The sequence below is a fragment of the Mucilaginibacter sp. 22184 genome (assembly GCF_052045695.1).
Taxonomy (GTDB): domain Bacteria; phylum Bacteroidota; class Bacteroidia; order Sphingobacteriales; family Sphingobacteriaceae; genus Mucilaginibacter.
Window position 1 is genome coordinate 18,861 of sequence record NZ_JBQEPI010000018.1, and the last position, 22,670, is coordinate 41,530.

Annotated in this window: 28 protein-coding genes; 11 read left to right on the top strand and 17 right to left on the bottom strand. The window is 39.6% G+C overall.

What is annotated here, in order from left to right:
• Positions 1–144 precede the first annotated feature (144 nt).
• From ACTJKG_RS27315 to ACTJKG_RS27325, 3 genes are all read left to right on the top strand, one after another.
• Positions 145–435: a DUF3892 domain-containing protein gene (locus ACTJKG_RS27315; protein ID WP_090466287.1), complete on the top strand. Its 291-nt coding sequence runs from the start codon at positions 145–147 to the stop codon at positions 433–435.
• A 414-nt stretch (positions 436–849) separates the two neighbouring features.
• Entirely contained in the window at positions 850–1,329 is a 480-nt protein-coding gene (locus ACTJKG_RS27320; protein ID WP_440740989.1) for an Lrp/AsnC family transcriptional regulator, read from the top strand.
• An 8-nt stretch (positions 1,330–1,337) separates the two neighbouring features.
• A complete protein-coding gene (locus ACTJKG_RS27325; RefSeq protein ID WP_216650627.1) occupies positions 1,338–2,291 on the top strand; it encodes an EamA family transporter in 954 nt (317 codons plus the stop codon).
• Between the two features lie 100 nt (positions 2,292–2,391).
• Here the strand turns inward: ACTJKG_RS27325 and ACTJKG_RS27330 are convergent, their stop codons facing one another.
• Positions 2,392–3,399, bottom strand: coding sequence for an ABC transporter ATP-binding protein (locus tag ACTJKG_RS27330; protein ID WP_440740990.1), 1,008 nt, complete (start codon positions 3,397–3,399; stop codon positions 2,392–2,394).
• Positions 3,400–4,323: 924 nt separating this feature from the next.
• Complete coding sequence (locus ACTJKG_RS27335) at positions 4,324–5,574, bottom strand: DUF2130 domain-containing protein (protein ID WP_440740991.1); 1,251 nt, start codon at positions 5,572–5,574, stop codon at positions 4,324–4,326.
• A 542-nt stretch (positions 5,575–6,116) separates the two neighbouring features.
• Between ACTJKG_RS27335 and ACTJKG_RS27340 the strand changes: the two genes are divergently transcribed.
• Positions 6,117–6,518, top strand: a complete 402-nt coding sequence (locus ACTJKG_RS27340) for a hypothetical protein (RefSeq protein WP_172336647.1) — start codon at positions 6,117–6,119, stop codon at positions 6,516–6,518.
• 328 nt (positions 6,519–6,846) lie between these two features.
• Here ACTJKG_RS27340 and ACTJKG_RS27345 read toward each other — a convergent pair whose 3' ends face one another.
• Positions 6,847–7,422 (bottom strand): YceI family protein, encoded by a 576-nt coding sequence (locus ACTJKG_RS27345; protein ID WP_172336646.1) that lies wholly within the window; start codon positions 7,420–7,422, stop codon positions 6,847–6,849.
• A gap of 355 nt (positions 7,423–7,777) precedes the next feature.
• On the bottom strand, positions 7,778–7,996 hold the full coding sequence (locus ACTJKG_RS27350) for a hypothetical protein (RefSeq protein ID WP_172336645.1): 219 nt from the start codon (positions 7,994–7,996) through the stop codon (positions 7,778–7,780).
• Positions 7,997–8,230: 234 nt separating this feature from the next.
• Here ACTJKG_RS27350 and ACTJKG_RS27355 point away from each other — a divergent pair, with 234 nt between their 5' ends.
• Positions 8,231–8,698 carry a hypothetical protein gene (locus ACTJKG_RS27355; RefSeq protein WP_172336644.1) on the top strand — a complete coding sequence of 156 codons (468 nt, stop codon included), beginning with the start codon at positions 8,231–8,233 and terminating at the stop codon, positions 8,696–8,698.
• 76 nt (positions 8,699–8,774) lie between these two features.
• On the opposite strand, the gene ACTJKG_RS27360 is transcribed toward ACTJKG_RS27355, so the two are convergent.
• Positions 8,775–9,590: an N-acetylmuramoyl-L-alanine amidase family protein gene (locus ACTJKG_RS27360; RefSeq protein WP_172336643.1), complete on the bottom strand. Its 816-nt coding sequence runs from the start codon at positions 9,588–9,590 to the stop codon at positions 8,775–8,777.
• A 322-nt stretch (positions 9,591–9,912) separates the two neighbouring features.
• On the opposite strand from ACTJKG_RS27360, the gene ACTJKG_RS27365 reads away from it, so the two are divergent.
• Positions 9,913–10,740 (top strand): alpha/beta fold hydrolase, encoded by an 828-nt coding sequence (locus tag ACTJKG_RS27365; RefSeq protein ID WP_440740992.1) that lies wholly within the window; start codon positions 9,913–9,915, stop codon positions 10,738–10,740.
• Positions 10,741–10,748: 8 nt separating this feature from the next.
• Here the strand turns inward: ACTJKG_RS27365 and ACTJKG_RS27370 are convergent, their stop codons facing one another.
• The 5 genes from ACTJKG_RS27370 to ACTJKG_RS27390 all read right to left on the bottom strand — a co-directional run bounded on the left by ACTJKG_RS27370 (position 10,749) and on the right by ACTJKG_RS27390 (position 13,552).
• Positions 10,749–11,441 (bottom strand): hypothetical protein, encoded by a 693-nt coding sequence (locus ACTJKG_RS27370; protein WP_440740993.1) that lies wholly within the window; start codon positions 11,439–11,441, stop codon positions 10,749–10,751.
• A 268-nt stretch (positions 11,442–11,709) separates the two neighbouring features.
• Positions 11,710–11,958, bottom strand: coding sequence for a hypothetical protein (locus tag ACTJKG_RS27375; RefSeq protein WP_172336640.1), 249 nt, complete (start codon positions 11,956–11,958; stop codon positions 11,710–11,712).
• A 258-nt stretch (positions 11,959–12,216) separates the two neighbouring features.
• Positions 12,217–12,399: a YciI family protein gene (locus ACTJKG_RS27380; RefSeq protein ID WP_440741006.1), complete on the bottom strand. Its 183-nt coding sequence runs from the start codon at positions 12,397–12,399 to the stop codon at positions 12,217–12,219.
• Positions 12,400–12,542: 143 nt separating this feature from the next.
• Positions 12,543–12,911 carry a VOC family protein gene (locus ACTJKG_RS27385; RefSeq protein ID WP_172336638.1) on the bottom strand — a complete coding sequence of 123 codons (369 nt, stop codon included), beginning with the start codon at positions 12,909–12,911 and terminating at the stop codon, positions 12,543–12,545.
• 50 nt (positions 12,912–12,961) lie between these two features.
• Positions 12,962–13,552: a TetR/AcrR family transcriptional regulator gene (locus ACTJKG_RS27390; RefSeq protein ID WP_172336637.1), complete on the bottom strand. Its 591-nt coding sequence runs from the start codon at positions 13,550–13,552 to the stop codon at positions 12,962–12,964.
• A 654-nt stretch (positions 13,553–14,206) separates the two neighbouring features.
• Here ACTJKG_RS27390 and ACTJKG_RS27395 point away from each other — a divergent pair.
• On the top strand, positions 14,207–16,438 hold the full coding sequence (locus ACTJKG_RS27395) for a tetratricopeptide repeat protein (RefSeq protein WP_172336636.1): 2,232 nt from the start codon (positions 14,207–14,209) through the stop codon (positions 16,436–16,438).
• Between the two features lie 76 nt (positions 16,439–16,514).
• On the opposite strand, the gene ACTJKG_RS27400 is transcribed toward ACTJKG_RS27395, so the two are convergent.
• Together ACTJKG_RS27400 and ACTJKG_RS27405 are read right to left on the bottom strand one after the other, a co-directional pair.
• Positions 16,515–16,874 (bottom strand): helix-turn-helix domain-containing protein, encoded by a 360-nt coding sequence (locus ACTJKG_RS27400; protein WP_172336635.1) that lies wholly within the window; start codon positions 16,872–16,874, stop codon positions 16,515–16,517.
• Between the two features lie 103 nt (positions 16,875–16,977).
• Positions 16,978–17,283: a hypothetical protein gene (locus tag ACTJKG_RS27405; RefSeq protein WP_172336634.1), complete on the bottom strand. Its 306-nt coding sequence runs from the start codon at positions 17,281–17,283 to the stop codon at positions 16,978–16,980.
• Between the two features lie 215 nt (positions 17,284–17,498).
• Between ACTJKG_RS27405 and ACTJKG_RS27410 the strand changes: the two genes are divergently transcribed.
• Entirely contained in the window at positions 17,499–17,837 is a 339-nt protein-coding gene (locus ACTJKG_RS27410) for a hypothetical protein (protein WP_172336633.1), read from the top strand.
• A gap of 152 nt (positions 17,838–17,989) precedes the next feature.
• Here the strand turns inward: ACTJKG_RS27410 and ACTJKG_RS27415 are convergent, their stop codons facing one another.
• Positions 17,990–18,403: a hypothetical protein gene (locus ACTJKG_RS27415; RefSeq protein ID WP_172336632.1), complete on the bottom strand. Its 414-nt coding sequence runs from the start codon at positions 18,401–18,403 to the stop codon at positions 17,990–17,992.
• A 50-nt stretch (positions 18,404–18,453) separates the two neighbouring features.
• A complete protein-coding gene (locus ACTJKG_RS27420; RefSeq protein WP_172336631.1) occupies positions 18,454–18,636 on the bottom strand; it encodes a hypothetical protein in 183 nt (60 codons plus the stop codon).
• 197 nt (positions 18,637–18,833) lie between these two features.
• Here ACTJKG_RS27420 and ACTJKG_RS27425 point away from each other — a divergent pair, with 197 nt between their 5' ends.
• Positions 18,834–19,535, top strand: a complete 702-nt coding sequence (locus ACTJKG_RS27425) for a S24 family peptidase (protein WP_172336630.1) — start codon at positions 18,834–18,836, stop codon at positions 19,533–19,535.
• Positions 19,536–19,596: 61 nt separating this feature from the next.
• On the opposite strand, the gene ACTJKG_RS27430 is transcribed toward ACTJKG_RS27425, so the two are convergent.
• Entirely contained in the window at positions 19,597–19,902 is a 306-nt protein-coding gene (locus tag ACTJKG_RS27430) for a hypothetical protein (RefSeq protein ID WP_172336629.1), read from the bottom strand.
• Between the two features lie 506 nt (positions 19,903–20,408).
• On the opposite strand from ACTJKG_RS27430, the gene ACTJKG_RS27435 reads away from it, so the two are divergent.
• Together ACTJKG_RS27435 and ACTJKG_RS27440 are read left to right on the top strand one after the other, a co-directional pair.
• Positions 20,409–20,909 (top strand): GNAT family N-acetyltransferase, encoded by a 501-nt coding sequence (locus tag ACTJKG_RS27435; RefSeq protein WP_440740994.1) that lies wholly within the window; start codon positions 20,409–20,411, stop codon positions 20,907–20,909.
• Positions 20,910–21,146: 237 nt separating this feature from the next.
• The gene (locus ACTJKG_RS27440; RefSeq protein ID WP_172336627.1) at positions 21,147–21,503 is read left to right on the top strand and encodes a DUF2489 domain-containing protein; all 357 of its coding nucleotides are present in this window, start codon (positions 21,147–21,149) and stop codon (positions 21,501–21,503) included.
• 93 nt (positions 21,504–21,596) lie between these two features.
• Here ACTJKG_RS27440 and ACTJKG_RS27445 read toward each other — a convergent pair whose 3' ends face one another.
• Positions 21,597–21,896 carry an RNA recognition motif domain-containing protein gene (locus ACTJKG_RS27445; protein ID WP_172336626.1) on the bottom strand — a complete coding sequence of 100 codons (300 nt, stop codon included), beginning with the start codon at positions 21,894–21,896 and terminating at the stop codon, positions 21,597–21,599.
• A 163-nt stretch (positions 21,897–22,059) separates the two neighbouring features.
• Positions 22,060–22,653 (bottom strand): hypothetical protein, encoded by a 594-nt coding sequence (locus tag ACTJKG_RS27450; RefSeq protein WP_172336625.1) that lies wholly within the window; start codon positions 22,651–22,653, stop codon positions 22,060–22,062.
• Positions 22,654–22,670 lie beyond the last annotated feature (17 nt).

A 22,670-nucleotide genomic window follows, 5' to 3' on the forward strand; every position in this document is an offset into this window, starting at 1 on the left:
AATAGCTAAATATTATTAGCTACTCGATAAAACCTTCGGTGAAAACACCGTGTTACAACACGCAAAAATACGGTGTTTTCACGGATTGACTCGTGATCATATATTTCAGAGTTTTAATAAATCAAACCCTGATATTATTTAACGATGCCCTTACAAATAACCGGAGTGAACAGCACGATTGGTGAGTATGATAATCCTTACCTGGCTATTAACTCATTAGTGTGGATAGACGACTACACTCAAAATCGCGGAATTACCACAAGAGATGTGCTTTTTGACTGGATCAATGACAATGGTACAGCCTATGTTTTAGACGAAGAAGGGAATAAAGCCAAACTACTTACTGCAACCACCAAAAGTGGCTACAAGTATGTAAAAACAGCTTTTGATGAAACAAAACCTGATAAGTTGCTAAAACTGCTGGCTACAAAATAGTAAAATACCTTAACCTTATCGTACTTGCACCCGTCACTCAACAATGATGGGTGTTTGTTTTTTATGGGCATCCCGAATTCCATGATTCCAGCCCCTTTCTTCTTCAATAAATTATCACTACTACATACCGCAAGTTTCGGGTTTAATACCCAGCTTCAACAGCATAATTTTGAATAAAATAACAAAATACAATTGCTTATTTATTCGATGTTTTTCAAAATAAAAGTCGGATACGCTCATGTTTACCCGCTATTAAATCCGTTTAAGCTAAACTTTTAGCAGACACTTTAAGTGTAATTCACATTTGAACGGTCAAAATACACGTTTAAACACTAAATAGATACTTTTGTCGAATTAAATTCATTTTTTAATTATTATATTGAATTTAATTCATAAATTATATAACATTACAGAATGAACAGTGAAACAGAAATAATTTTAGATAAAACAGACCTGCACATTTTACGCCTGATGCAGGAAAATGCCCGAATATCAAATGCCGATATGGCCCGCGAATTGGGCATGGCGCCATCGGGCGTGCTGGAGCGGGTGAAAAAGCTGGAGCAAAAAAACGTGATCCAACAATATACTACCCGTATTAATCCAGCTGCCTTACAGCAAAAACTGCTGGCCTTTGTATTTATGAAAGCAGCCGACGGACCAGGTTATAGCGGCGCGACGCTGGAGCTTGCCAAAATACCCGAAGTACAAGAAGTGCATCATGTGGCTGGCGATGATTGCTGCCTGGTAAAGGTTCGCACTTACGATTCTGCTTCATTGATGAGCATTATGCGTAACCAGTTTAGCAAAATACCCAACATCATCAGTACTCGCACCACCATAGTGCTGGAAACAGTAAAAGAAGAACAACAGTTAGTTATACCCGAAAAATAAATATCATCATGGCCTTAACACCTCAAAAATCCGCATCACCATTAATGGTTATCATCGCCTTTGCAACAGTTTATATTGTTTGGGGCTCGACGTACTTTTTTATAAAAATGGCTGTCGATGGGTTTCCACCGTTGCTGTTAGGCGCCCTTCGATTTCTTACTGCCGGCGTTTTGCTATTAACCTGGTGTAAAATTAAAGGCGAACAAATCTTTATTAAACGCAATATTGTTCACGCTGCTGTTACCGGCTTTTTACTGCTGGTAATAGGTAACGGCGCCGTGATCTGGGTTGAACAAACACTCCCCAGCGCCATGGTGGCCATTATGGTATCATCGGCACCTATTTGGTTTGTACTGTTCGACAAACAAAACTGGCGTGTAAATTTCAAAAGCACATCTACCATTGTTGGTTTAATCATAGGCTTTGCCGGTGTTATTTTATTATTCAGCGAGCAAATACGCGGCTTGTTTGATTCTTCCACCGGGCTTGCCAAATTGCCGGGAATGTTATTATTACTCATAGGTGCCATGTCATGGGCGTCGGGATCATTGTATTCCAAATATCATAACACACAGGGATCGGCTTCGGTAAATACTGCCTGGCAGATGCTGGCCGCTGGTTTTATATTTTTACCATCGAGCTTTTTAAATCACGAAGTGCAAAACCTGCAATGGCAAAACATTCCAAGCCATAGCTGGCTGGCTCTACTTTACCTGATAATTTTTGGTTCAATAGCCGCGTTTAGCGCTTATGTATGGCTTTTGCAGGTTCGCCCTGCAACGCAGGTAAGTACTTATGCTTATGTAAACCCTGTTATAGCGGTTATACTCGGGGTGGTGTTTGCGCACGAAAGCATAACACTTTTACAGGTAGTTGGCTTGGTGATCATCCTGGGCAGCGTATTGCTCATCAACCTCAGCAAATACCGCAAAGAGAAACAGGCTAAGTTGGAACTGGCATAAACTGAGAGAGTCAAGAAATAAGAATCAAGAGTCAAGAAAAAACAAATGAGGTGATCTAATACCCCCTCTTGATTCCTGATTCTTATTTCTTGCTTCTCTTTTACCCCTCCCATTTCCCAAATTCAAAGTACTTATTGATATTGATACTAACCTTACTCCCTTTGGGATATTTGCCCCTATCGTAATTGGTTACCCGCAGGATAACGCCCTCGCGTTCAATAATTAGCTCCTCATAAAAACCTTTGAACAATACCTGCGTCACCAGCCATTTACTGCCCAAACCACCTATCCTGACGTGTTCGGCATAGATAACCACTACTCCGCGCCTGCTTTTGATACCGCAAACCTTGGCCTGGGTTGATGTAAGCTGACTGCAACTAGCCAGTATCTGCGAGGTATATAGTAACTTAGGCGAATGATACAATTGCTCCGGACTACCGTTCTCTACAATCTCCCCCTCTTTCAATACGATCAGTTCATCAGCCATGGACAGTATTTCGGCAGGGTCATGCGATACCAGCACCACCGTAACTCCCCAGGCTTGCACTATGTAGCGGATATCGTGCTGTAAACCTTCCCGATAAGTAGCATCAACCTGGTTGAAGGGCTCATCCAGCAATAATACTTCCGGACGACTGATCAGGGCCTTGGCAATGGTTACCCGCTGTTTTTCGCCGCCGCTTAATTTACCGAAGGGCTGTTCTTTGAGTTGATAAATATGAAGCATATTCAAAGCTTCAGTCACTTTTTGTATAGTAAGGCTTTTATCTTCCTCTTGCAGTCCGGCACTTACCGTGTCCCAAACAGATAATTGCGCATCCATATCAATTCCGTTTTGGGTAACCAGGCGCATTACCTTGTGGGCGTGCTGCAATCCATGTTCCCGGCTTAAAACCTGCTCTTCCTTAAAAAATACCTCCCCATGATCGGGTTGCAAATGGCCGTACAGCAAATTGAGCAGGGTGGTTTTACCGCTGCCACTTTCGCCTACAATGGCGGTAACTTTACCTTTGGGTATAAATATGGTTATGTTGTTAACACCGGAAGATTTATTGCCAAAAAAGTTTTTGGTAACGGATATAGTTTCCAGTATCAGGTCATTATTCATTTTGCAGGGGCATTTTAATTAGCTAATTAACTCTTATACAGACTAATATATCGTCATGAATAAAGCATCTAATCTATAAAAAAGTTCAGGTTCAAAAAATGCTGATATGGGTATATTTTAAAATGAACAGTATGTCGATCCGGGGGGATAATTAAAACTTTTTAAACCTTAAATTTTAACAAATTTCTGCCCAAAAACGGGGTAAAATGGGCTAAAAATTGATCAAAAAACCTCATTTTAACACTTTTTAACAAATTTCAACATGGTTTTGAGGCATTTTTGAAGCTTTAAAAAGTATTAAATTATTGATTTTCAAATAACTAAATCAAAAACTATCGATTCTTGATCTTGTTTTTCCCTTTAACTAAACAGCCCGGTTTCCTTTTGATCGGAAACCGGGCTGTGGTGTATACAAATATAACGAAAATTTGGGAGGATAACAAAGCTTTTCTGCTGGGTTCATCTCTCTACACCTCATTGTGAGGTACGAAGACAACCGACCGGAGGGAGCTCATTAATACCTATAAAACAAACAAAACATTAATAATCTCTATACTATACAGGGAGAATAATGCAAATTTTAGAGCGCTCAATTGCCGCTGAGGCTGTTACTTTGTATTAATACAAAGTAACCAAGACCGAGCGTAGCGAGATAATGAGCACCAAAAAAAGCAACAACAGCGAATAAATCAAGTCATCAGAAATGCTTCTTTGCGCTCATAGCCTTTACCCCGAAAAGCGGGTAGAACCAGGGCTGCAATTATTTGCCCAACTTCGTTCGCACAAAGCCTTGACATAAACTTCAATCGAAATCAAGGTAATCCCGGCATCCTATAAACGGCGTAGCGCTCTTGAGTGCCGTTAAAAACAATGATCGATAAATCAAGGTTCAGAAAAAATCACTAACTCACTAATTGGTCCCGCCTATTCCAGCAGCAAGGCATCTTCATCATCGGTGAGGCTCAGTTGTATGGAATCGCTGCCGGCAATGCCTTCTACGCTACCTTTGATGTGGGCGGCGTTCAACAATACCTTATCCAGCTGTTTCTCGCGCGACTTCCACATTTTTTCCATCGCGTCGCGTTCTTTTTGTATCGACAGGCGCATGCTCATATAGCCTTCGCGGATGGCTTTCCATTGTTCAGAAAACTCGCTGCTGGTTAAATAATCATACAGCAGGTGCATTTTATCGCCTTTATTGTCTTGCGAGCGGGCCTGATTGGATAATTTGATCACCCCGTCGCGCAGGATGTAGGATACGGCTTTCACTTCATCAAAACTACAGATCCAAACCCCATCTTTTTCGCCAAAGCAGTCCATCCCTTTCGGGTAGCACTGGGTAACAATAACGGCAACATCCACACCTATGCTACGCATATCTTTTTTCAGCTTCTCGATCCAATCGGCACCGAAAGTGGCTGTGCGTTTACTTTCATAAATAATCCGTCCGCATTCCTGCCCAAACTGGTTGCGCACCGTTTGGATACAATCGGCCCCGCGCACGCCTTTCCCTACCTCACTGATCATATCAAACGGGAAATAATTACGCAGCAATTCTTCCAGGATCAGCTCCTGCGCCTCGCCCTGTAGCTGCATAGAGCCTTGTTCGGCCTTGCGTTTCATCTCTTCGGCCAATTTTTTCTGATCGTCGAGCTGTTTTTCGAGCTCCTTTACCTTCAGCTGGTATTCGGTATCTTTTATACTGTAGCGTTCGTTTTCCTGCTTACGAATCTGTTCGCTCAGCTCGTTACGCTGTTCCTGCAGTTTGCGCTGCAGGGCCAATTCCATTTCTTCTTCTTTTTGCTGCAGCTGTTTTTCGCGCTGCATAAATTCCAGCTCTTTCTGGCGCGAGAGTTTTAGCTTTTCTTCGGTTTCCTGAGCCGATGTTTGGAGCATCAGCAACTGATTCTCGTAATCCTGACTAATGGATTTACGCAGATTTTGCTCCATAGCCAGTTGCAGCTGTTTTTTTTCGTCAATTAGCCGCAGCTCAAAAGCTTCCTTTTGCTGGCGCTCCTTGGTTAAAAATTCTTCGTCTTTTTTACGGTATTCCTCCTCTTTTTGGCGGGTATAATCCTGCATTTTAAGCCTAAGCTCCTTCTTATACTCCTCTGCCATCACTTCCTCTATAGGGAAACCAAAACCACAACTGGGGCACTTAACTTCTGTAGCCATATTATCAATACTGCGAAAAATAGTTCTTCAGATCAAAGATAATGATTTTTGGAACAAGGATTTTTGGAACAAAGAGCAAGTACCTTTAGAACAGATTTTTTTGGAACAACGGGTAAGGATTCTTGTTTGAGTTTGGAAAACCCTCGCCAATGCTGGTGTTGTCACCAACAACGGCGAGGAGAGCAAGGGTTCTTATTTTGGTTTCAGGAAATATGTTTTGTCCCACCTTTCCAACGAAATAGCAATGTCATTATTTAAGAATACTTCGTAGGAGTAAAAGCTTTGTAGAAAATAAACAACAAGCATTTAGCATGCCGTAGGTATGCAACCTGAGTACAGTACCTACGGCACTGAATTTGAACCGACCTTTTTCTACAAGACTTTAACCCCGATGGGGTTTGCAAAATCGCTTAACTTAATGACATTGCGTGAATTGAGAGAGAGAGTTGTCAACACCAAGCAATTTTTGGCTAAAATTTTGATTAGCTTATACACAAAATGCCATGGTTGCAGTTATCAATTATAATGTCGAAATTTAAACGATGCAAATTTTACAAATAGGGAAGGCAATGTGGAGCTATGATCATGAAATTGCAGCATGCACATTAATTGACGCGGCTGGAGGGCTTTTTGCGCTCACTCCGCCCCCACACCATCGCGAAGGCGAAATTATATTAACCCCGGGTACCCTGGTTATTGATGGGTACAACTACTTAGATATTCCCTTAAATCAGTTGGAACAGGTTTACCTGGGCTTTGATGATGTGTACAAACGTTCCCTCATCAAAAACAATGGTACATTTTGGCAGCCACTACGACTTCGTTATAAAGTTGCCGACGGACACCATACCATATACCTCATGATAGACAATAGCTTTTTCGGCACCAAAAACCAGCTTTGGTTTGATACGCTGAAACAATTATTGGCCGATGAGGACATCTGATTTTTTAGACCAAAGATTTTGGAGCAATGAACAATGATTTTTTCCTGAAACAAAGATTTTGGGAACAAGGACTTTTTTTGAACAAAGCTATTGGGAGCAAAGAACAAGGATTCTTGAAACAATGCAAAAACCTTCGTAAGCAAGTCCTTGCTGCTTTCTCCAAAAAACCAAGCTCAAAAAACAAGGATCTTTGAAACAATACCAAACACCCTTTTTAATCGGTCTTTGTTCCTTGCTCCAAAAATCCTTATTCTATCATCGAAACAATGCAAAAAACCTCCCTGAGTTAGTCCTTGCTCCTTGTTCCAGGAATCCTTACTCCAAAAAATTATTTTGCTTTAGCGAATTCGCCGTTAGCTTTAATAGTTACTTCGTCGCTTAACATAGCAGCGCCAAATTTACTACCGAAATTAAAGTCAGAACGTTTGATAACACCGGTTAACTGGAAACCTGCATCATCGGCTTTACTCATTGGGTTGGTGATAGTACCACGGTACCATAAATCAAAAGTTACCGGTTTGGTAACACCTGCTAAAGTAAGGTTACCTTTCAGCGCGTAATGTTTATCAGATGTTTTAGTGATACCTGTGCTGGTGAAGGTAAGTGTTGGCTTATTGGCCACGTCAAAAAAATCGGCACTTGAAAGGTGTTTATCGCGATTCTCGTTTTCGGTACTTAAAGAAGCTGTTTGTACAGTAAAAGAAACTTTAGCATCGCTAAAATCGGGTTTTGCAGCAACTATAGTAGCATCGTAGTTTTTAAAAGTACCGTCAACATCATTTACCAGCAAGTGAGTAACAGTAAATTTAACGTTTGAGTGATTTTTGTCAACCGTCCAGGTTGTTTGTGCCGATGCAGCCGTGTACAAAAATGCTGAGGCTAACAGGATAAAGATCTTTTTCATTGTGTTAATTCTTTTTAAATTTCTTTTGTTTATGTACCAAAAGTATATATTTGAATTGATCTTTTTTAAAATAAATGTTTAAACATCTTTTTATTGAAATTTAATGACAAAACTCTACCATTTTAGTGGACTTTATGTCGATACATATCAATAAGGAGATAACTCATAATTGACTCAGCCCCTTTCTGCACAAGCTTAAAGATTATATTTTTTTGTCATCCTGAGGAACGAAGGATCTATTCTGCAATTGAAAAGTTCAACAATAGATGCTTCACTGCGTTCAGCATGACAGATCTATTTTCATATCCCCTTTTCAGTGCAGGGGCAGAACAGGCCGGTTTGCTCCGCTACTTTACTATTCATCGGCAAAATGCTCATCAATAGCCATCCCAATCTGCTCCAGCGGTATAACAGCCGACGATGGCTCATGCTTAATATAAACCCAGTTACCGGCATCTGTTTTTCCGATGGTATAATTGATCTTTTCATTATAAACATCAAACAATTTGGGGAATGATGAATGAAGACCCACCTGGTAATCTATATTATTAACGGTTACTACAAAAGATTCCATAGTAATTGGGGTTAAAGCTTATACTAAGTTAGTGTTTTTTACAGCTTTGATAAAAATTAACGGCTTACCACTTCCGGTACAACTTATATGACTGCGTACAGTATCCAAAAAGCACGATAATGTTCATAAAACGACAATAAAAATTACTCTTTATGAAAACTTTTTACGCGTAGCAACGTTAAGTTTGCGATAATTAACTAAAAAACTAAAAATTTGTAAACTTAAAAAGTTACTATGAACATCAACAATTATTATACAAAAGCAGTAATGCTGGTTATTTCATTAGGATTGATCACTGTGCTACAATCATGTACTAAAAGTAGCGAACTCCCTGATGCTACAGACGATACCAACCTGTTAGGCGCATGGAAAATGACTATACACCGGGCCCCAAAGGGCGATAGCGTACAAACCGTTTCTTTTTATGAAGGACAGTTTGCAACCTTTCAAACCGATGTTTATGCCACTCCTTTAACTACCAGTGCAACCAGCACACTTTACAAAGCAACGTATAATACCAGCGGCACTGTACTTTATGTTAATTTGAATCAGCAATTAAGTTCCTTAGATCCTAATAGTAGCGGTACGCCTGTAAACCAAACCCTTTTTAACAAGCTTCCGTACAAAATAAGCGCAAGCCAGGATACACTTACGGTTACTTCTGGCAGCAACGCATTGAAGTATGTGAAAGTGAAGCAATAAAACACATTCCATTTTAAACAAAAAAGCCGGACCATAAAGGTCTGGCTTTTTTGTTTAAACGATACCAATATTTAACTTATCTGCCCTCCAGGTTATCTCGGTATTGTTTCAGTGCTCTTAAAATAGACCTGGCTATTTCAGTTTGGCCCGAGCTTGAATTTAGATATTCCTCGTCAGATGCATTATTGATAAAACCGGTTTCAACCAATACAGCGGGCATACCACTTTGTGCCAGTACCAATACCCCCTGCTCCTTTACCCCATGGCTGCGACGGCCATCCGTTTTTTTAAATTCATGATCAACCAGGTCGCCAAACTGAATGCTCTGCTTACGGTACTTTTGCTGAAAGGCATTCAGCACAATGGTATTTACCACCGCATCGCTGCCGTAACCATTATATTTATCCTTGTAATCCTTTTCAATATATATAGAGGCGTTTTCGCGCAGGGCTTCGCGCTGTTCCTGGCTGCGGTGAAAACCATAAACCAGCAGCAGGGTTCCCCGCTCGGTACTGCGTTTTTGAGGCGATGAGTTGCAATGAATGGATATAAACAGGTTGCCATGATTGTCATTGGCAATGTCGGCGCGTTTATGCAGCTCTACAAAAACATCGGTACTGCGAGTCATTACTACCTTAACGCCGCTCATTTCGTCGTTAATCAAATCGCGCAGCTTTTTGGCAATGCTGAGTGCCACATTTTTTTCTTTAGAATAAGCACCATGCGCGCCCGGGTCTTTACCGCCGTGCCCGGCATCAACAATTACCGTTTTAAATTTAAACGTGCTGTGGCTGGTAGCATCCTGTGCAAAAGAGCTATTAATGCAAAACAAGCCAGCTATAAAAAACAGAATAAAAGCTATATAATTACTTTTTAGGTAAATGGCAGGCATGAATATTATATTGGTATAGGTAGTAAAACATTTCTTTTTAATTACATTATTAGAGTATTGTTTTACGTGTTTAGTTTAAAAGTATTTAAATTAATATGGCAAAGGTAATATTACTTAACGTGTTAGCACAGCTTTTTATACTTTCGGTTATTAATATATTTCAAGTAATCATACATTTACGGGGTCGGCGCCATCATTGTATGTGCCGATTACAACTCTTATTTTAACCTTTATGAAACTATCATGAACTAAATGTTCACAAACCGGAATGAGTAATACGGCTCATGATAGCTTCATTACCTTTAAAAAACAATTTACGCTAATGAAAATTCAAAAATCACGCTACCTATTATTTGCCTGCTTATTAGGAATATTTTCTGCAAGCAATGCCCAGGTAAAAACACCCTATGGTGATAACACCGCGGCAGGGAAATACTATGATGTACGTGGCATAAAACTGTATACCGAAGTTTACGGCAGCGGTAAACCACTACTGCTGATACATGGCAACGGGGGCAGTATGGGTAATTTTGCCGGTACCATCCCCTATTTTGCCAAAAAATATAAGGTTATTGCTGTGGATAGCCGGGCGCATGGCAAATCAAAAGATAGTCGTGATTCTTTAAGTTTTGAAATGATGGCCGATGATTTTGCAGGTTTGCTGGATGCGATGCATGTTGATTCGGCCTATGTTATTGGCTGGAGCGATGGGGGTATTAACGCGCTTGAACTGGCCATGCGCCATCCTGATAAAGTAATTAAACTGGCTGCTACCGGCGCCAATTTATGGCCCGATTCTACCGGGCTTATCCCCTCGTACTGGAAACAGGAACAAAAGGATTACGAAGCCAAAAAGAATACGGTATTTAAAACTGCCAAAGAAAAAAACGACTGGAAGGTATTTCTGCTCGATTGGTTTCAACCCAATATTAAGCTTGCGGAGTTAAAAGCAATTAAATGCCCCTCACTGATCATCGGTGGCGATCATGATCTGATACCCACGCAGCATACGGTACTTATTGCACAAAACATTCCCAATGCTTATTTATGGATAGTGCCCAACTCAGGCCACGGTACACTGATTGAGCACCGGGATGAGTTTAACCAAAAGGTTGATGAGTTTTTTACAACCCCGTTTAAGAAGCGATGACGCTGTATTTAAAATTTATAAACAAGCGAAGCTAAGCCGGTAACCGAGGTATAAAATGTACCACCACTGTTGTTCGCTTTTTTTAGCGGGGCATAAAAATTATAGGTCGATTCCACACTTACACCAATGTGATCGCTAATGCCAAAGATCAAGCCCAAACGGGGAGCTACATAAAAATTCTTACGCTCGGGAGTCACTACGCTACCTCCCTGATCGCTATTGGGGTCAAAAATCAGGTAGGAGTAATCGGTATAATAGCCACCCAGGTTAGCGCCGCCATACAATCTTGCTCCATCGGCTATATCAACGTTATAAACAACACTTGCATAACCCGAGAATACCCTGTAGTTGGAAAAAACAGTAATTGGGCCCTGGTCCGGGGTGCCATTATCTTGCTCGTTCGCAATTTCGATGGTTATTTTTTCGGGATTAAAAGCGTCTTTAGGCTGATAATTATGATAGCCCACGTTAAGGCTTATGGTAAATTTATCCATAAAACGTGCCACCCCTAAATTAAATGCCGCGGAGGGTTTATAAATATCCTTGAAATAATTCAGAGGGGCGTCAATACCGGCACCAAACGTAACAGCATAGCCCGATTCAAAATTATTGCCACCGCCGCTACCACTGCCGCCGCCCCAGGTTAACGCTTCGTGCGATCGGTGCTGCCCCATAACCTTCCCGAAAAAGCAGGTAAACATTAAAATTAACACTGTTTTTAAATAAGGCGCAGCTTTAAACGGGTTCCTGTTAAGGCGCATAAAGCCAACGGTGCAAGGGTTAAATTGATCAAGGTTCATTACAGTAAAAATATAAAAAAACCTTAATTCATTACTATAAGTACAAATATTACCTCATTTAACCGTGGCAACAAAAAATAAAGCCCGGCTTAAATATACCGGGCATAAGGGTATCAAATAATATAGGTTTATAATTGGCTTATATTTTTATAGCACCAGCTATGCAAATTTAATTTATCCCTAAAACGGGATCAGACTCCTGCGATACCTGTACATTGTTACTACTCCGCTCCTGCCTTTGATGGTACCAGATACCTATTGTGCAAATGGCAACAGTTAATAATAAAAAGCCCTCTACATACAGATGGGTTGGGGAGATCCGCTTCACCGGGAATATAAATAGTGATGAAAGATCCGGAATAAGTAATCCCAGCAGCGGGAAACTCGAGAATATTCTAAAAATCGCTATTTCCTCCATAACTAATAATTTGATATCCCTAATCTACACCTTTTGGGAATACGATGCAAATTATTTTGCTTAAAAAGTAAAATAATATTTCAAACAGGTTAATTTTACATCGTTTTATCGAAATATTTTAATTATTTACGAATAAAACTTGCGTAAATATTTCCATTTTGGCATTATTATTACACGTAAGCAGTCCAAATATTCATTATTTTGAATATAAATCGATTTATTTAAAATATCATTAAAAATGATACGGCTTAATCAGCATCAAAAAGGCATGGCCCTTACCAATTCAAACACATTATTGCGTACGGCCGGGTCGTTATCTATAATTTGCTCCAGTTCCGTATCTGACGATACATACACAATAATAAAATTACGGGCCTGGTTCCAAAAATTACCACTTAATAATACTTTACCCATATTTTTAAGGTTTTCATAATAGTTAATACGTTAATTTACAAAAGCGTGCTGTGTGTTTGCAATTTCTTTCTCCTGAAAAAACAGCATAACATGGTGGGGTGCTTTATAAGCCGATGCTTCTACCATAAGATGAAACAATTTAAATTTTTGATTTAACTTTCGATTAATTGTTACACGTGGCAGGTAACTTCTGTAAGCAAATTTCCGGGCGCGTTAAAGTAAAAACCAAAGCTGCCACGTAAACTACCGGGCGGATGCTCCGTAGCATATCCACCGGCAATCAGCCGGTTATATATATTTGTTACCTGATCCCTATCGTCAACAAAAAATCCGATATGGAAGGCGTCGGGATAAGCGGTGTTACCATTGCGGTTAAAGCTATTGGCCATTAGTACCAAAGTAAAGCCATCCGCGCCCTGTAAAACGGCTAACAGGTTATCGCCCTTTACTTCAACACATTTAAAATTAAAATACTGCTCAAAAAAGCTGATGCAGGCGGCTACATCGGTTACGGGCAGGTTTATATGATTTAGTTTCATGGTTATTAAAATTATAAGTGAATGTTCATTTATTTATATAGCTAAATTTTTTAAGGTTTTAGCGCCTTTAATACCAATTGAAGGGTTTGCATAAGTAAAGCTTCCGTAAGTTCAAATTTATTATTAACGTAGCTATTACCCTGGTGATGGTATTTTACCAGCTGGTATAATGGCGCAAATGCTATGGACCAGTATACCTCAAATGGCAATGGTATCAATTGCTTTTTTTTGATGGAGTTTTCCATAAATGGTCCTAAAATCGCCCCAAAATTGGTAGTAAGCGCCTTGCTTACCTCCTGGTAATAATGCGTGTACCGCATTATTTCAATAAACTCCATTTCGGCCGGAAACTTTACAAAGTAATCCATCCTGTTTGTCCATTGTATTTTAAGGCCATCGGCAAAATCCATTTCCGGCGAAAAATCTTTAAAACTAAAATCCATCATTTTACCGGCCACATCAATACAAAGCCTAATGATCAGATCATCTTTATCCTTGTAATAAATGTAGATAGTAGCCGGTGATACACCCGCAGCCTTTGCCAGTTTGTGTACACTAAAACCATCAATTCCATGAGCTACTATGATCTCAATGGCTTTTTGGCGTATTAGCTGTTCCTTATTTTCGTCGCGTGGTCTCATATTTTCATTACAAATATAAATGAACATTCATTCATTTAAAAATAAATTTGAAAATATTTTTCCTCCCCTTATTCACTCCCTTTTCATACTCTAAAAACTTTTTTAAAAAATTTGAAAACTTTTTTTTATCTGGATTGTAGTACGAATTAGTTTGTTTTTTTATTTAAATAATAATGATTTAATGCGTACCTTAGCATTATCATACTAAATGTTAATAATTATGGAGAAATTAATAATATTAAGAATGTTCTTTTGTTTTCCATTATTTGGATTACTCCTGCCAGATGCAGGTATTTTGATCTCCAATACTCCGGGCCATATCCCCCTTATTCATTTTATTATTGAAATTTTTGCTATTTCCTGTATTCTCATTTGCACGGCATTTATCTTTTATAATAAAAGACGCGTCCAAAACCACGCAGACAAAACAAACGAAGCATCCTACTTCTAAGCTCCACCCTGCTTACCTATAGGTTAATTACTCCTGTCGAATATTGTCTCAAAAATTAATTCTGGGGTTTTTATACCCCAAATACGCTTAACTCAATGTTATAAACCGTTTTTAAAACTCTATTTTAAGCGTTTTTATTTTCGGTATGGCCTTTGTTGTGTGCTGTATTAGTTTTACTGAAACTTGAAAACCGGTATTCATCAATGAAAAAACTTTTACTCCTTATCCTGTTCCCTTTTGGCGCATTTGCCCAAACGGCAAATACCTATATACAAAATGGCAATGCCCGGGCCAATGCAAAAGATTACAATGCCGCCGTACAGGAATTTACCAAAGCCATACAATTGAACGATGGTAACAATGAGGCTTATTTTTACCGTGCAAATGCTTATGGTAACCTTAAAAATTATGAGGCCGCCATTGCCGATTATACTAAAACCATAAGCCTAAGACCAAATTTCGCTACAGCGTATTATTACAAGGCCAATGCCGAAAGCAACTTAGGCAGTTACCACAATGCTATTGATGATTTTAATAAAGCCATCGCGCTTGAACCGCAGAACGCGAAAATGTTCCAGTACCGTGGCAGTGCCAAATCAAATCTGCAGGATTACGCGGGTGCCATTGCCGATTTTTCTTTTGCCTTAAAACTTAATCCCAATAATGCCGAGCTATATGAATACCGGGGCCTGGCCAAAAACAACAAAGGTGATTTTACCGGCGCCATTAGTGATTATACTACGGCTATAAAACTAAACCCGCAAAAAGGCGACTTATACAGATACCGGGCAGACACCAAGGCAAGCATCAATGACTATAACGGGGCTGTGGCCGATTATACTACAGCCTTAACTGTTAACCCTCAAAATGCTGAAGCTTACCTTTACCGGGCAAACACCAAAGGAAACCTTGGCGATTATAAAGGCGCGGTTGACGATTATAAAAAAGCAGCGGCACTGAATCCTAATCTCAAAAACCTGTTCTTTTACATGGCCAATGCCGAAAATAACATGGGCGACAGCAAAGGGGCGCTTGATTACTTTAATAAAGCCGTTACTCAATACCCCAACAGGGCCGATGTATATTTATACCGGGGACTGGTAAAAAGCAACCTGAAGGATTACAACGGTGCTATGGACGATCTGGACCATGCTATAGCACTCGATCCTAAAAATCCGGATGCTTACCAAAACCGCTCTGCCGTTAAACTGGAGCTTAATGATGGTGAGGGCGCCAAATCAGATGCGGATAGCGCCATATTGTTAAACCCGCAAAGTTTAAAGGCTTATATAAGCCGCAGCAAGGCAAAAATGGCTTTAAAAGATACTGCCGGTGTAATAGCCGATCTTACACAGGCTATCAATATCAATAACAAAAGCGATGAGGCATACCTGGTGCGTGGCGATGCCTATCGTAACCTGGGCAACAGGCAGGCTGCTATACGTGATTATACTACGGCCATACAGGTAAACCCCAATTATACCTATGCCTATTTAAACCGGGGCATCGAAAAAGATAAGACTAATGACCATGCCGGAGCTGTAAAAGATTTTGAAAAACTTTTATCCATTTCGCCGCAGCGCCAGGACGTTTATACACGCCTGGGCCGGGTGACCGATTTTTTCAAATACACTACAAAAGGTGTGTCGTTGTTTACAACAGCCATTAGCTTAAACCCAGCAAACTCCAATTTTTATCTTTTCAGGGGCGAAGCGAAGGCTGCCGCAGGCGACATGCAAGGCGCCATGGCCGATTATGACGCCGGAATTGTTAAAAACCCTAAAAACATTTCTATACTGTTAAAACGCGGCCTTAACCGTGCCGACCTCCTGGATAACAGTGGCGCACTGGCCGATTTTAGCGCGGCTATAAAAATTGATTCCATTTCTGATTCTTCGGCAGTGGTATATCAAAACCGCGGGCATATCCAGTTCAGGTTAAAAAACTATAAGGCAGCCCTCGCCGATCTGGATAAAGCGGTGGCCATTTACTCTAATGACGAAACTTTTCTGTTCAGAGGCGATGTTAAACTAGCCTTGAAAGATTATGCCGGGGCGGCAGATGATTATCATAACGCTACTTATATCAATAACAATAATGCCAAAGCCTATGCCCATAGCAGTATTGCCAAAAGTAAACAGGGCGATGAGCAAGGCTCAACCGAGGATTTTGACAACGCCTTAAAATTTGGCGACGGCGCCTACGTATATACCGATCTGGCCGAGTTAAAACTTGACCTTGGTGACGCGCAAGGCGCGCTTAGTGATTGCGTTACCGCTATAACCCTAAACACTAAATATGCGGGCGCCTATTTACAAATGGCACTCACCAAAATAGCCCTAAACCAAAAAGCAGAAGCCTGTACCAATTTTAACAAAGCCGTTGAACTGGGTTTAAAAAAGGCAACTATCATAGCTAGCCGCTATTGCCGGTAAAAACCTCGCAATAAAATAAAAAGGCCATCCCTTACAAGGATGGCCTTTTTATTATTTCAATTTTTTAACTGTAAAACTATCCGGCTTTTTTATCCACCTGTAAATGATCGCGCAGTTCTTTGATCTCCATTTCGTAGGCACGCATACGGGCATGTAAAATATCTACTTCGGTGCGCATCATCTGGATCTCGGTAATCAGTTTAGCCGATTCGGGCTTGTCTATCTTTTTTTCGCCGGTACCTAAAATAAGCCACTCTGGCGAATATTTTAGTTGAAAGCAAAGCTTACGGATCAAATAATAGCTGATATCCTGCTTTTGATTGATCACTTTACTGATAAAACCCTGGTCAACCCCTATGGCACCTGCAAGGGCCAGCTGCCCGCCATGCTCCTTTACAATCACTTTTAACCGTTTTATTATTGCTTCGTCAGACATATGCAACTGCAATAATAAACAATTTGTTTATTTGGCAAATATTTATTTACTTTTTGATATCACCGCCCACGCCAATGCTCAGGCATCCTATAAATAATCATCGCTACTCCATCCTTTTCAGCAATTCATTAAGCTCATTATTATAGGCTTGCATGCTTATTTGCCCACGATTATAATCGGCAGTTATTTTTTTGAGTTGATCGCCCATTTCACTTTTGGCCGAATGCCGGGTTATCACCTCATTCAAGCGGTTAACCTTTTGCTTTAAACTTTCCATGAGCAGCAGCGGCTCCACATCACTGATTTTTTTTAGCAGCATTTTTTGCTTATGGCGTTGCTGTTTATCAAATTTTAAAATAAGATAAACCACCAGCGAGCCTACGATCAGAAAAAAATAAAAAAAACTCATCACATCAATACATTTATATATCACCTGTTATTACGACATTTTTAATCAATAGGTTACCTTTTCTTTAACCACATGTAAAAACCGTGGTTTAATCTTTACTTAACCATTGCATAATTTATTCGTGATATTTTTCAATTGCGGTTTAAAAAGCGGTACTTTGTCGTGTATTATGGCTGCGTGTAAAATAAAACGCAACTCAAATAGCATATACGATCATGAAACCAGGAGACAAGGTAATTTGCGTAAATGATAGGATAGATCCTGAGAAAAGCGAAGAAATAAGAAGGGATTTTGAGATCTGGATAACCAAGGACAAGGAATATACCATCCGCGAAATATTGGATAATAATGGTATAGTAACCGGCGTATTATTAGATGAGGTACACAATTTTCCCAAATTTTTTAAGCTGATTAACCGTTTCCAGGAACCGGCTTTCGCTCAATGGCGTTTCCGCAAGTTGAACTACGCCAGCCAGCCAGCCGAGGCCATCAGTGAGGTTGAGGAATTAGTAGAGGTGGAAAAAGAAGAGAAACAACAGGTAAGGGTAAAATAACCGATCGCTGCAGGGCGATATCAACCTCTGTAATTTCACACATTATATTTAAACCAAAAAGCGCCTTAGATAAGGTTATTTCCTTCGCTAAGACGCTTCTTTTTACTATGTAAAATATGCTATTTGGCATAATAAAATACATAAAAACGAGCTTAATCATAAATACGGGCAGCTTCGGTTTCAACAAGCTGGGTTAGTATCGTTTTTAACACAGCTTCGCGGGCCCATTGCTGCTCAATAACGGCAGCATCGTTCTGATACCATTTAAGCGGGGTGTTTATTTCAATACGCGCCTGGTATACAAAGTTTTTAGTTGGGTGCATTTTACTGCCCTCATAGCTGTTCAGCCCTTCGCTTTTGATTATTTTGGCAAATTCACGTGCCCTAATATCTACCTGCAGGCACTCATCGAGTGAGTTTTTGTAGTCCTGCTTATCTTCCAGCCAAAGGGTAAGCGTATCATCATTTAAATCATGGTCGGCAATGGCTATCCGGCTGTAATTATAGTCCACTGATATAATAAGCCACCATAATTGATCTTTTAGTTTCTGTGCGATTTTTATCATTGTATTGTTTTTTTGTTTACTGAATAAGGTGTATTGTGTTGGGCGATGAGCTATCGGAAAGCGGGTGTCCAGCCGGGGATATACTTTTGTATAGCAGCTATTTCATTACTATACTTTGCGCAAGTTTCGATATACGCCTGGTAGCGTATAACACGTTCATGATTGGGGGGAACGGTGGAATTTTGCTGTTGCTGATCATCTTGTTTTTGAATGGCGGAGTAGGCTATATACATGGTAAATTTGTTTACAATTCTGGTATTCTTGAAAGTTGATTTCGATAATTGAATTTTTCTGTAATAAAAATTCTTTAATTTCTTTACTAAATATGTTTGCAATTGTAAAAAATTGCCGTACTTTAGTAGAATCAACAGAACAAATATACAGAATAATCTTTATTTAAATAAAGAAATATCTTTAAAAAGTTATCAACATGGACGAGACCCCAAAAGCCAGCAAAATCAAAACCATACGCCCGGAAACACTGGAGTTTATTATACTTTATAATCAACTTAAGGGAAAAGCATTTATAGGAAATGCCCAATTATCCGAAGTTCTTGGGTTTAATTCGCCAAGCTCCATTACCGAGATTATAAAAAGCCGCCAGAACATCGATCCAGAAAAACTCAGAATATTTAAAGAAACATACAGCGAATTCATCACGGGTTCAAAAGCAGGTGTTATTCAAGAAAAAAATACAGAGAAAAAAACAGAAGACGGCATCCCTATGTATGAGATCTCGGCTACCGCATCAGGGGTTGAGGTTTATAATGATATTAATGATTCCATGCCGGTTGGCCGCATGAATTTTCCGGGAATTGAGGATTGCGACTTTGCTTTACCCGTTTGGGGCCACTCTATGTACCCCTATCTGGAAAACGGCTGCTGGGTAGCGCTTAAGGTGATACATGATAAAAAGATACTTCCGGGCGAGGTATACTATATTGAATGGGGCGAATACCGCATGTACAAAAGACTGCTGGCCGGCGATAGCGCAGAAGAAGTAGTTGCCCATTCAGATAACACTACAGAAATGATTGGCAACCGGCTCAAATACGCTCCGTTTATCATCAAAATAGCCGACATTAAAAAACTTTGCCTGGTGAAAGATATTCATAAAAAGCACAATCATTAATGTTTAACATCATAAGCCTGTGAGTGTAAACCCCGCGCTTATGATGTTTTATACTACACTATTAAATAAGTGGCTTGTTTCCCTGCTCAATCCGGAAGATCATGCAATCTAAATCTGTTTTTATATTTTCAAGAACCTCTGCCAGGTTTGCCTTGGACAAATCATTTCTAAATTCATCGCGTTTAGTGTTGGCAATATATTGCAGGTATGTTGTAATCATAAGCGCATGTTTATTATCCAGGCGGGCACCGTCATACGCTATTATTTTAAACAGCTGCTCCAAATGGGTGTAATAATTACGTATGGTCAATTGCTCTAACCCCTCCGACTCACGTTTAAGCCATTTTAAAAATTCAACAAGGGTCATGGTTTATGTATTTAAAGGAATTATTTTGCCGTTCGATAGTAAATATATAAACAATGAGCGATATCATGTGTTCAACTGTCGCAGCTTTATATCAATATATTAGCATCAACATAAAATCCTGCGCGTTTTGAAGTATAAAATTACTATTTTTGAAACTGTAAAATACTGTATAACAAATAAATAAAACCTAACCGATCTTAACACACTACAATTGACATGCTGGCTAAAGCCCTACATTCCATCGATTGCGCATTTAGTGTTGGCAATAAGCTACAGAACATCGCATTTTATAGCATAGTGTTGCTGATGATATGGATAATTGTTGTACAGTTAAAAACCAGGCAACGCAAACCTTATAAATAGCCGGAATTTAACTCCCTCACTATCAATAACTGTCCCTCGCATATAATTAAAAACTGGCCAATTGCAGGTATATATTAACTAAAATTGAGTGATCTAAAATTCTATTTTTATAATTTGGCGGCCAATTACATCGTAAACATTTTATGCTGATCCGCCTCGCTACGCTACAAGACATCCCTCAGATCATGGAACTTATTGCCGAAGTTGTACCCGCCATGATTGCTTCCGGTAACCTTCAATGGGACAATAACTACCCTAATGTTGCCGTATTCACAGATGATATTAACAAAACCCAGCTTTGGGTAGCCGAGGCCGAAGGACAAATTGCCGGTATTACCGCCATAACAACCGACCAGGAGCCTGAATATACCAAAGTTGGCTGGGATATAACCGAAGCAGCCGTGGTTACGCATCGCCTTGCAGTAAGCTCTCAATATCGTGGATTGGGGATAGCGGCTGCGCTATTGCAGCAGGCCGAAAACGAAGCACAACGCCGAGGGATTAAAACATTACGCGTAGACACCAATGCCAGCAACCAGGCCACACAAAAGTTATTTCCTAAACTGGGCTATATATATGCCGGCGAAATCGAGCTCGATTTCAGGCCCGGATTAAGATTTTATTGTTATGAAAAACGACTTTAGATTCTTGTAAAAATATAAGTGTGGTATCTTATTCGCGAAAAAAATAAGTTAATCAAGTAGGCATAAAACACAAAAACATGTTTCATTTTTTTAACTGAGAGGCAAAAATTGGATATTTATCAACATTTCCCTGATTTATCAACATTGTAGTAATAAGTAACATATAATACTCATATATTTATTTTAATAATTGCTGCTCATTTGAAGCAACAATAACCCAATTAGAAAACTAAAAAGATGGAACCTGTAATGATGTTTGTAATTACCGCTATTATTGCTGCGATACTTTTAGTTGTATTTAACAAACAACAGGAAAGTAAAGTAAGCAATCACCTGTACACCAATGAGGTACAGAAGATTTATCTGCTTGCCGCTGCTGAATACAAAATTAACATGCTGGAAGAGAATCAGCAGCAATTAAATAATATTACCACTGAACTGGGAATAGCAACCCCAAATATTTCGGCAGAATTAAATCTACTTACTACCGCGCTTGAAAGTGGTGAAATACCACTAAACGAATTAAATTTAAGACTCGACCATTTATTGGATACCGTGAATATACATAGTTCATCCATGGTTCAGGCTTTTTAATTGCAAGGGTTTATTATAAAAATAATAAACCTTCAAACAAAAAAAGCCGGAAAATCCGGCTTTATCAAAAAAGAATAACTTTTAGCTTATCGGTTAATTACGTTTAAACCCGCCTTTTCCGGCTGCGTTACCGCCACCATTAAAGCCCGGCCCCTTGTCTTCTGCAACATTAACAGTAATACGACGACCATAGTAGCTTGCACCATTCATGCACCTTATGGCTTCTTTCGCCTCATTATCGTTAACCATCTCTACAAAACCAAAACCCCTACTCTCTTTTGTTTCGCGATCCTTAATGATCCTGAGCGATTTAACTGGCCCAAAATCACCAAAAACTGCTGTTAATTCGGCCTCATCTACTTCTAAAGGAAGCCCTGCTATAAATACTTTCATTAATCTCCTTAAAATTTGCGTAAAGGTACTAAAAATAGGCCACATTTTGGTCAGGGATGCAAGTATAAGTGCGATATGTTAGTCTTTTTTACCTTTAAATTACGCAATAAAAATTATTAAATGATTATTGAAAAATAAGGAGATGAATTATGGAGGAGTTAAATTATTTAAGCTGGAGTTCAAAACTACCTTCAACTTTGTAAAATGGGGAATTAGCTTTATCGTCCTTAGCTAAAAAGGTAAAGAAGGTACCTTTAGCAATCAGATTATCATTGTTATACTTTTCAATACTGATAGTTCCGAAATCATCCTTACCTCCGTATTTGGTTAATGTATACTGTAATACAGGGCTTTTATCATCTACTTTGAAAAGAAACTGGCTGCCTGCTATTTTATTAACTGTATTAGCCGCAGCAAAACCAGCAGAGCTGATACCAAAGCTCATGGTATGCGCTTTATTTATAGCCGTGATACCAAAATACTTACTGTCGCCGCTATGTACATTGATAAAAGCTACGGAGTCTTTAGCCGCGTCAAAAGTGTAAGTAGAATCTTCAATGGTGATCTTCAGTGTTCCACTGCCTGCTAAAAAGTTTCCAGGGGTATTAACACTCAGGGTTGAGGCGCTATCGGCAGCAGCGATTGACTTATTGGAATCCATACCCTTTACATTCTCATCCTTCTGGCATGACGAGATAGTCACCAGGATGAGCAAAAGAGCAGAGAATAACCATTTAGTAAACCGAATACTGTTCATAGGCTAATAGATGGCTA

Excerpts from the sequence above, each read along its gene's own strand:
- ACTJKG_RS27315 (WP_090466287.1), top strand. The coding sequence starts at position 145 with ATGCCCTTACAAATAACCGGAGTGAACAGCACGATTGGTGAGTATGAT.
- ACTJKG_RS27320 (WP_440740989.1), top strand. The coding sequence starts at position 850 with ATGAACAGTGAAACAGAAATAATTTTAGATAAAACAGACCTGCACATT.
- ACTJKG_RS27325 (WP_216650627.1), top strand. The coding sequence starts at position 1,338 with ATGGCCTTAACACCTCAAAAATCCGCATCACCATTAATGGTTATCATC.
- ACTJKG_RS27330 (WP_440740990.1), bottom strand. The coding sequence starts at position 3,399 with ATGAATAATGACCTGATACTGGAAACTATATCCGTTACCAAAAACTTT.
- ACTJKG_RS27335 (WP_440740991.1), bottom strand. The coding sequence starts at position 5,574 with ATGGCTACAGAAGTTAAGTGCCCCAGTTGTGGTTTTGGTTTCCCTATA.
- ACTJKG_RS27340 (WP_172336647.1), top strand. The coding sequence starts at position 6,117 with ATGCAAATTTTACAAATAGGGAAGGCAATGTGGAGCTATGATCATGAA.
- ACTJKG_RS27345 (WP_172336646.1), bottom strand. The coding sequence starts at position 7,422 with ATGAAAAAGATCTTTATCCTGTTAGCCTCAGCATTTTTGTACACGGCT.
- ACTJKG_RS27350 (WP_172336645.1), bottom strand. The coding sequence starts at position 7,996 with ATGGAATCTTTTGTAGTAACCGTTAATAATATAGATTACCAGGTGGGT.
- ACTJKG_RS27355 (WP_172336644.1), top strand. The coding sequence starts at position 8,231 with ATGAACATCAACAATTATTATACAAAAGCAGTAATGCTGGTTATTTCA.
- ACTJKG_RS27360 (WP_172336643.1), bottom strand. The coding sequence starts at position 9,590 with ATGCCTGCCATTTACCTAAAAAGTAATTATATAGCTTTTATTCTGTTT.
- ACTJKG_RS27365 (WP_440740992.1), top strand. The coding sequence starts at position 9,913 with ATGAAAATTCAAAAATCACGCTACCTATTATTTGCCTGCTTATTAGGA.
- ACTJKG_RS27370 (WP_440740993.1), bottom strand. The coding sequence starts at position 11,441 with ATGTTTACCTGCTTTTTCGGGAAGGTTATGGGGCAGCACCGATCGCAC.
- ACTJKG_RS27375 (WP_172336640.1), bottom strand. The coding sequence starts at position 11,958 with ATGGAGGAAATAGCGATTTTTAGAATATTCTCGAGTTTCCCGCTGCTG.
- ACTJKG_RS27385 (WP_172336638.1), bottom strand. The coding sequence starts at position 12,911 with ATGAAACTAAATCATATAAACCTGCCCGTAACCGATGTAGCCGCCTGC.
- ACTJKG_RS27390 (WP_172336637.1), bottom strand. The coding sequence starts at position 13,552 with ATGAGACCACGCGACGAAAATAAGGAACAGCTAATACGCCAAAAAGCC.
- ACTJKG_RS27395 (WP_172336636.1), top strand. The coding sequence starts at position 14,207 with ATGAAAAAACTTTTACTCCTTATCCTGTTCCCTTTTGGCGCATTTGCC.
- ACTJKG_RS27400 (WP_172336635.1), bottom strand. The coding sequence starts at position 16,874 with ATGTCTGACGAAGCAATAATAAAACGGTTAAAAGTGATTGTAAAGGAG.
- ACTJKG_RS27405 (WP_172336634.1), bottom strand. The coding sequence starts at position 17,283 with ATGAGTTTTTTTTATTTTTTTCTGATCGTAGGCTCGCTGGTGGTTTAT.
- ACTJKG_RS27410 (WP_172336633.1), top strand. The coding sequence starts at position 17,499 with ATGAAACCAGGAGACAAGGTAATTTGCGTAAATGATAGGATAGATCCT.
- ACTJKG_RS27415 (WP_172336632.1), bottom strand. The coding sequence starts at position 18,403 with ATGATAAAAATCGCACAGAAACTAAAAGATCAATTATGGTGGCTTATT.
- ACTJKG_RS27420 (WP_172336631.1), bottom strand. The coding sequence starts at position 18,636 with ATGTATATAGCCTACTCCGCCATTCAAAAACAAGATGATCAGCAACAG.
- ACTJKG_RS27425 (WP_172336630.1), top strand. The coding sequence starts at position 18,834 with ATGGACGAGACCCCAAAAGCCAGCAAAATCAAAACCATACGCCCGGAA.
- ACTJKG_RS27430 (WP_172336629.1), bottom strand. The coding sequence starts at position 19,902 with ATGACCCTTGTTGAATTTTTAAAATGGCTTAAACGTGAGTCGGAGGGG.
- ACTJKG_RS27435 (WP_440740994.1), top strand. The coding sequence starts at position 20,409 with ATGCTGATCCGCCTCGCTACGCTACAAGACATCCCTCAGATCATGGAA.
- ACTJKG_RS27440 (WP_172336627.1), top strand. The coding sequence starts at position 21,147 with ATGGAACCTGTAATGATGTTTGTAATTACCGCTATTATTGCTGCGATA.
- ACTJKG_RS27445 (WP_172336626.1), bottom strand. The coding sequence starts at position 21,896 with ATGAAAGTATTTATAGCAGGGCTTCCTTTAGAAGTAGATGAGGCCGAA.
- ACTJKG_RS27450 (WP_172336625.1), bottom strand. The coding sequence starts at position 22,653 with ATGAACAGTATTCGGTTTACTAAATGGTTATTCTCTGCTCTTTTGCTC.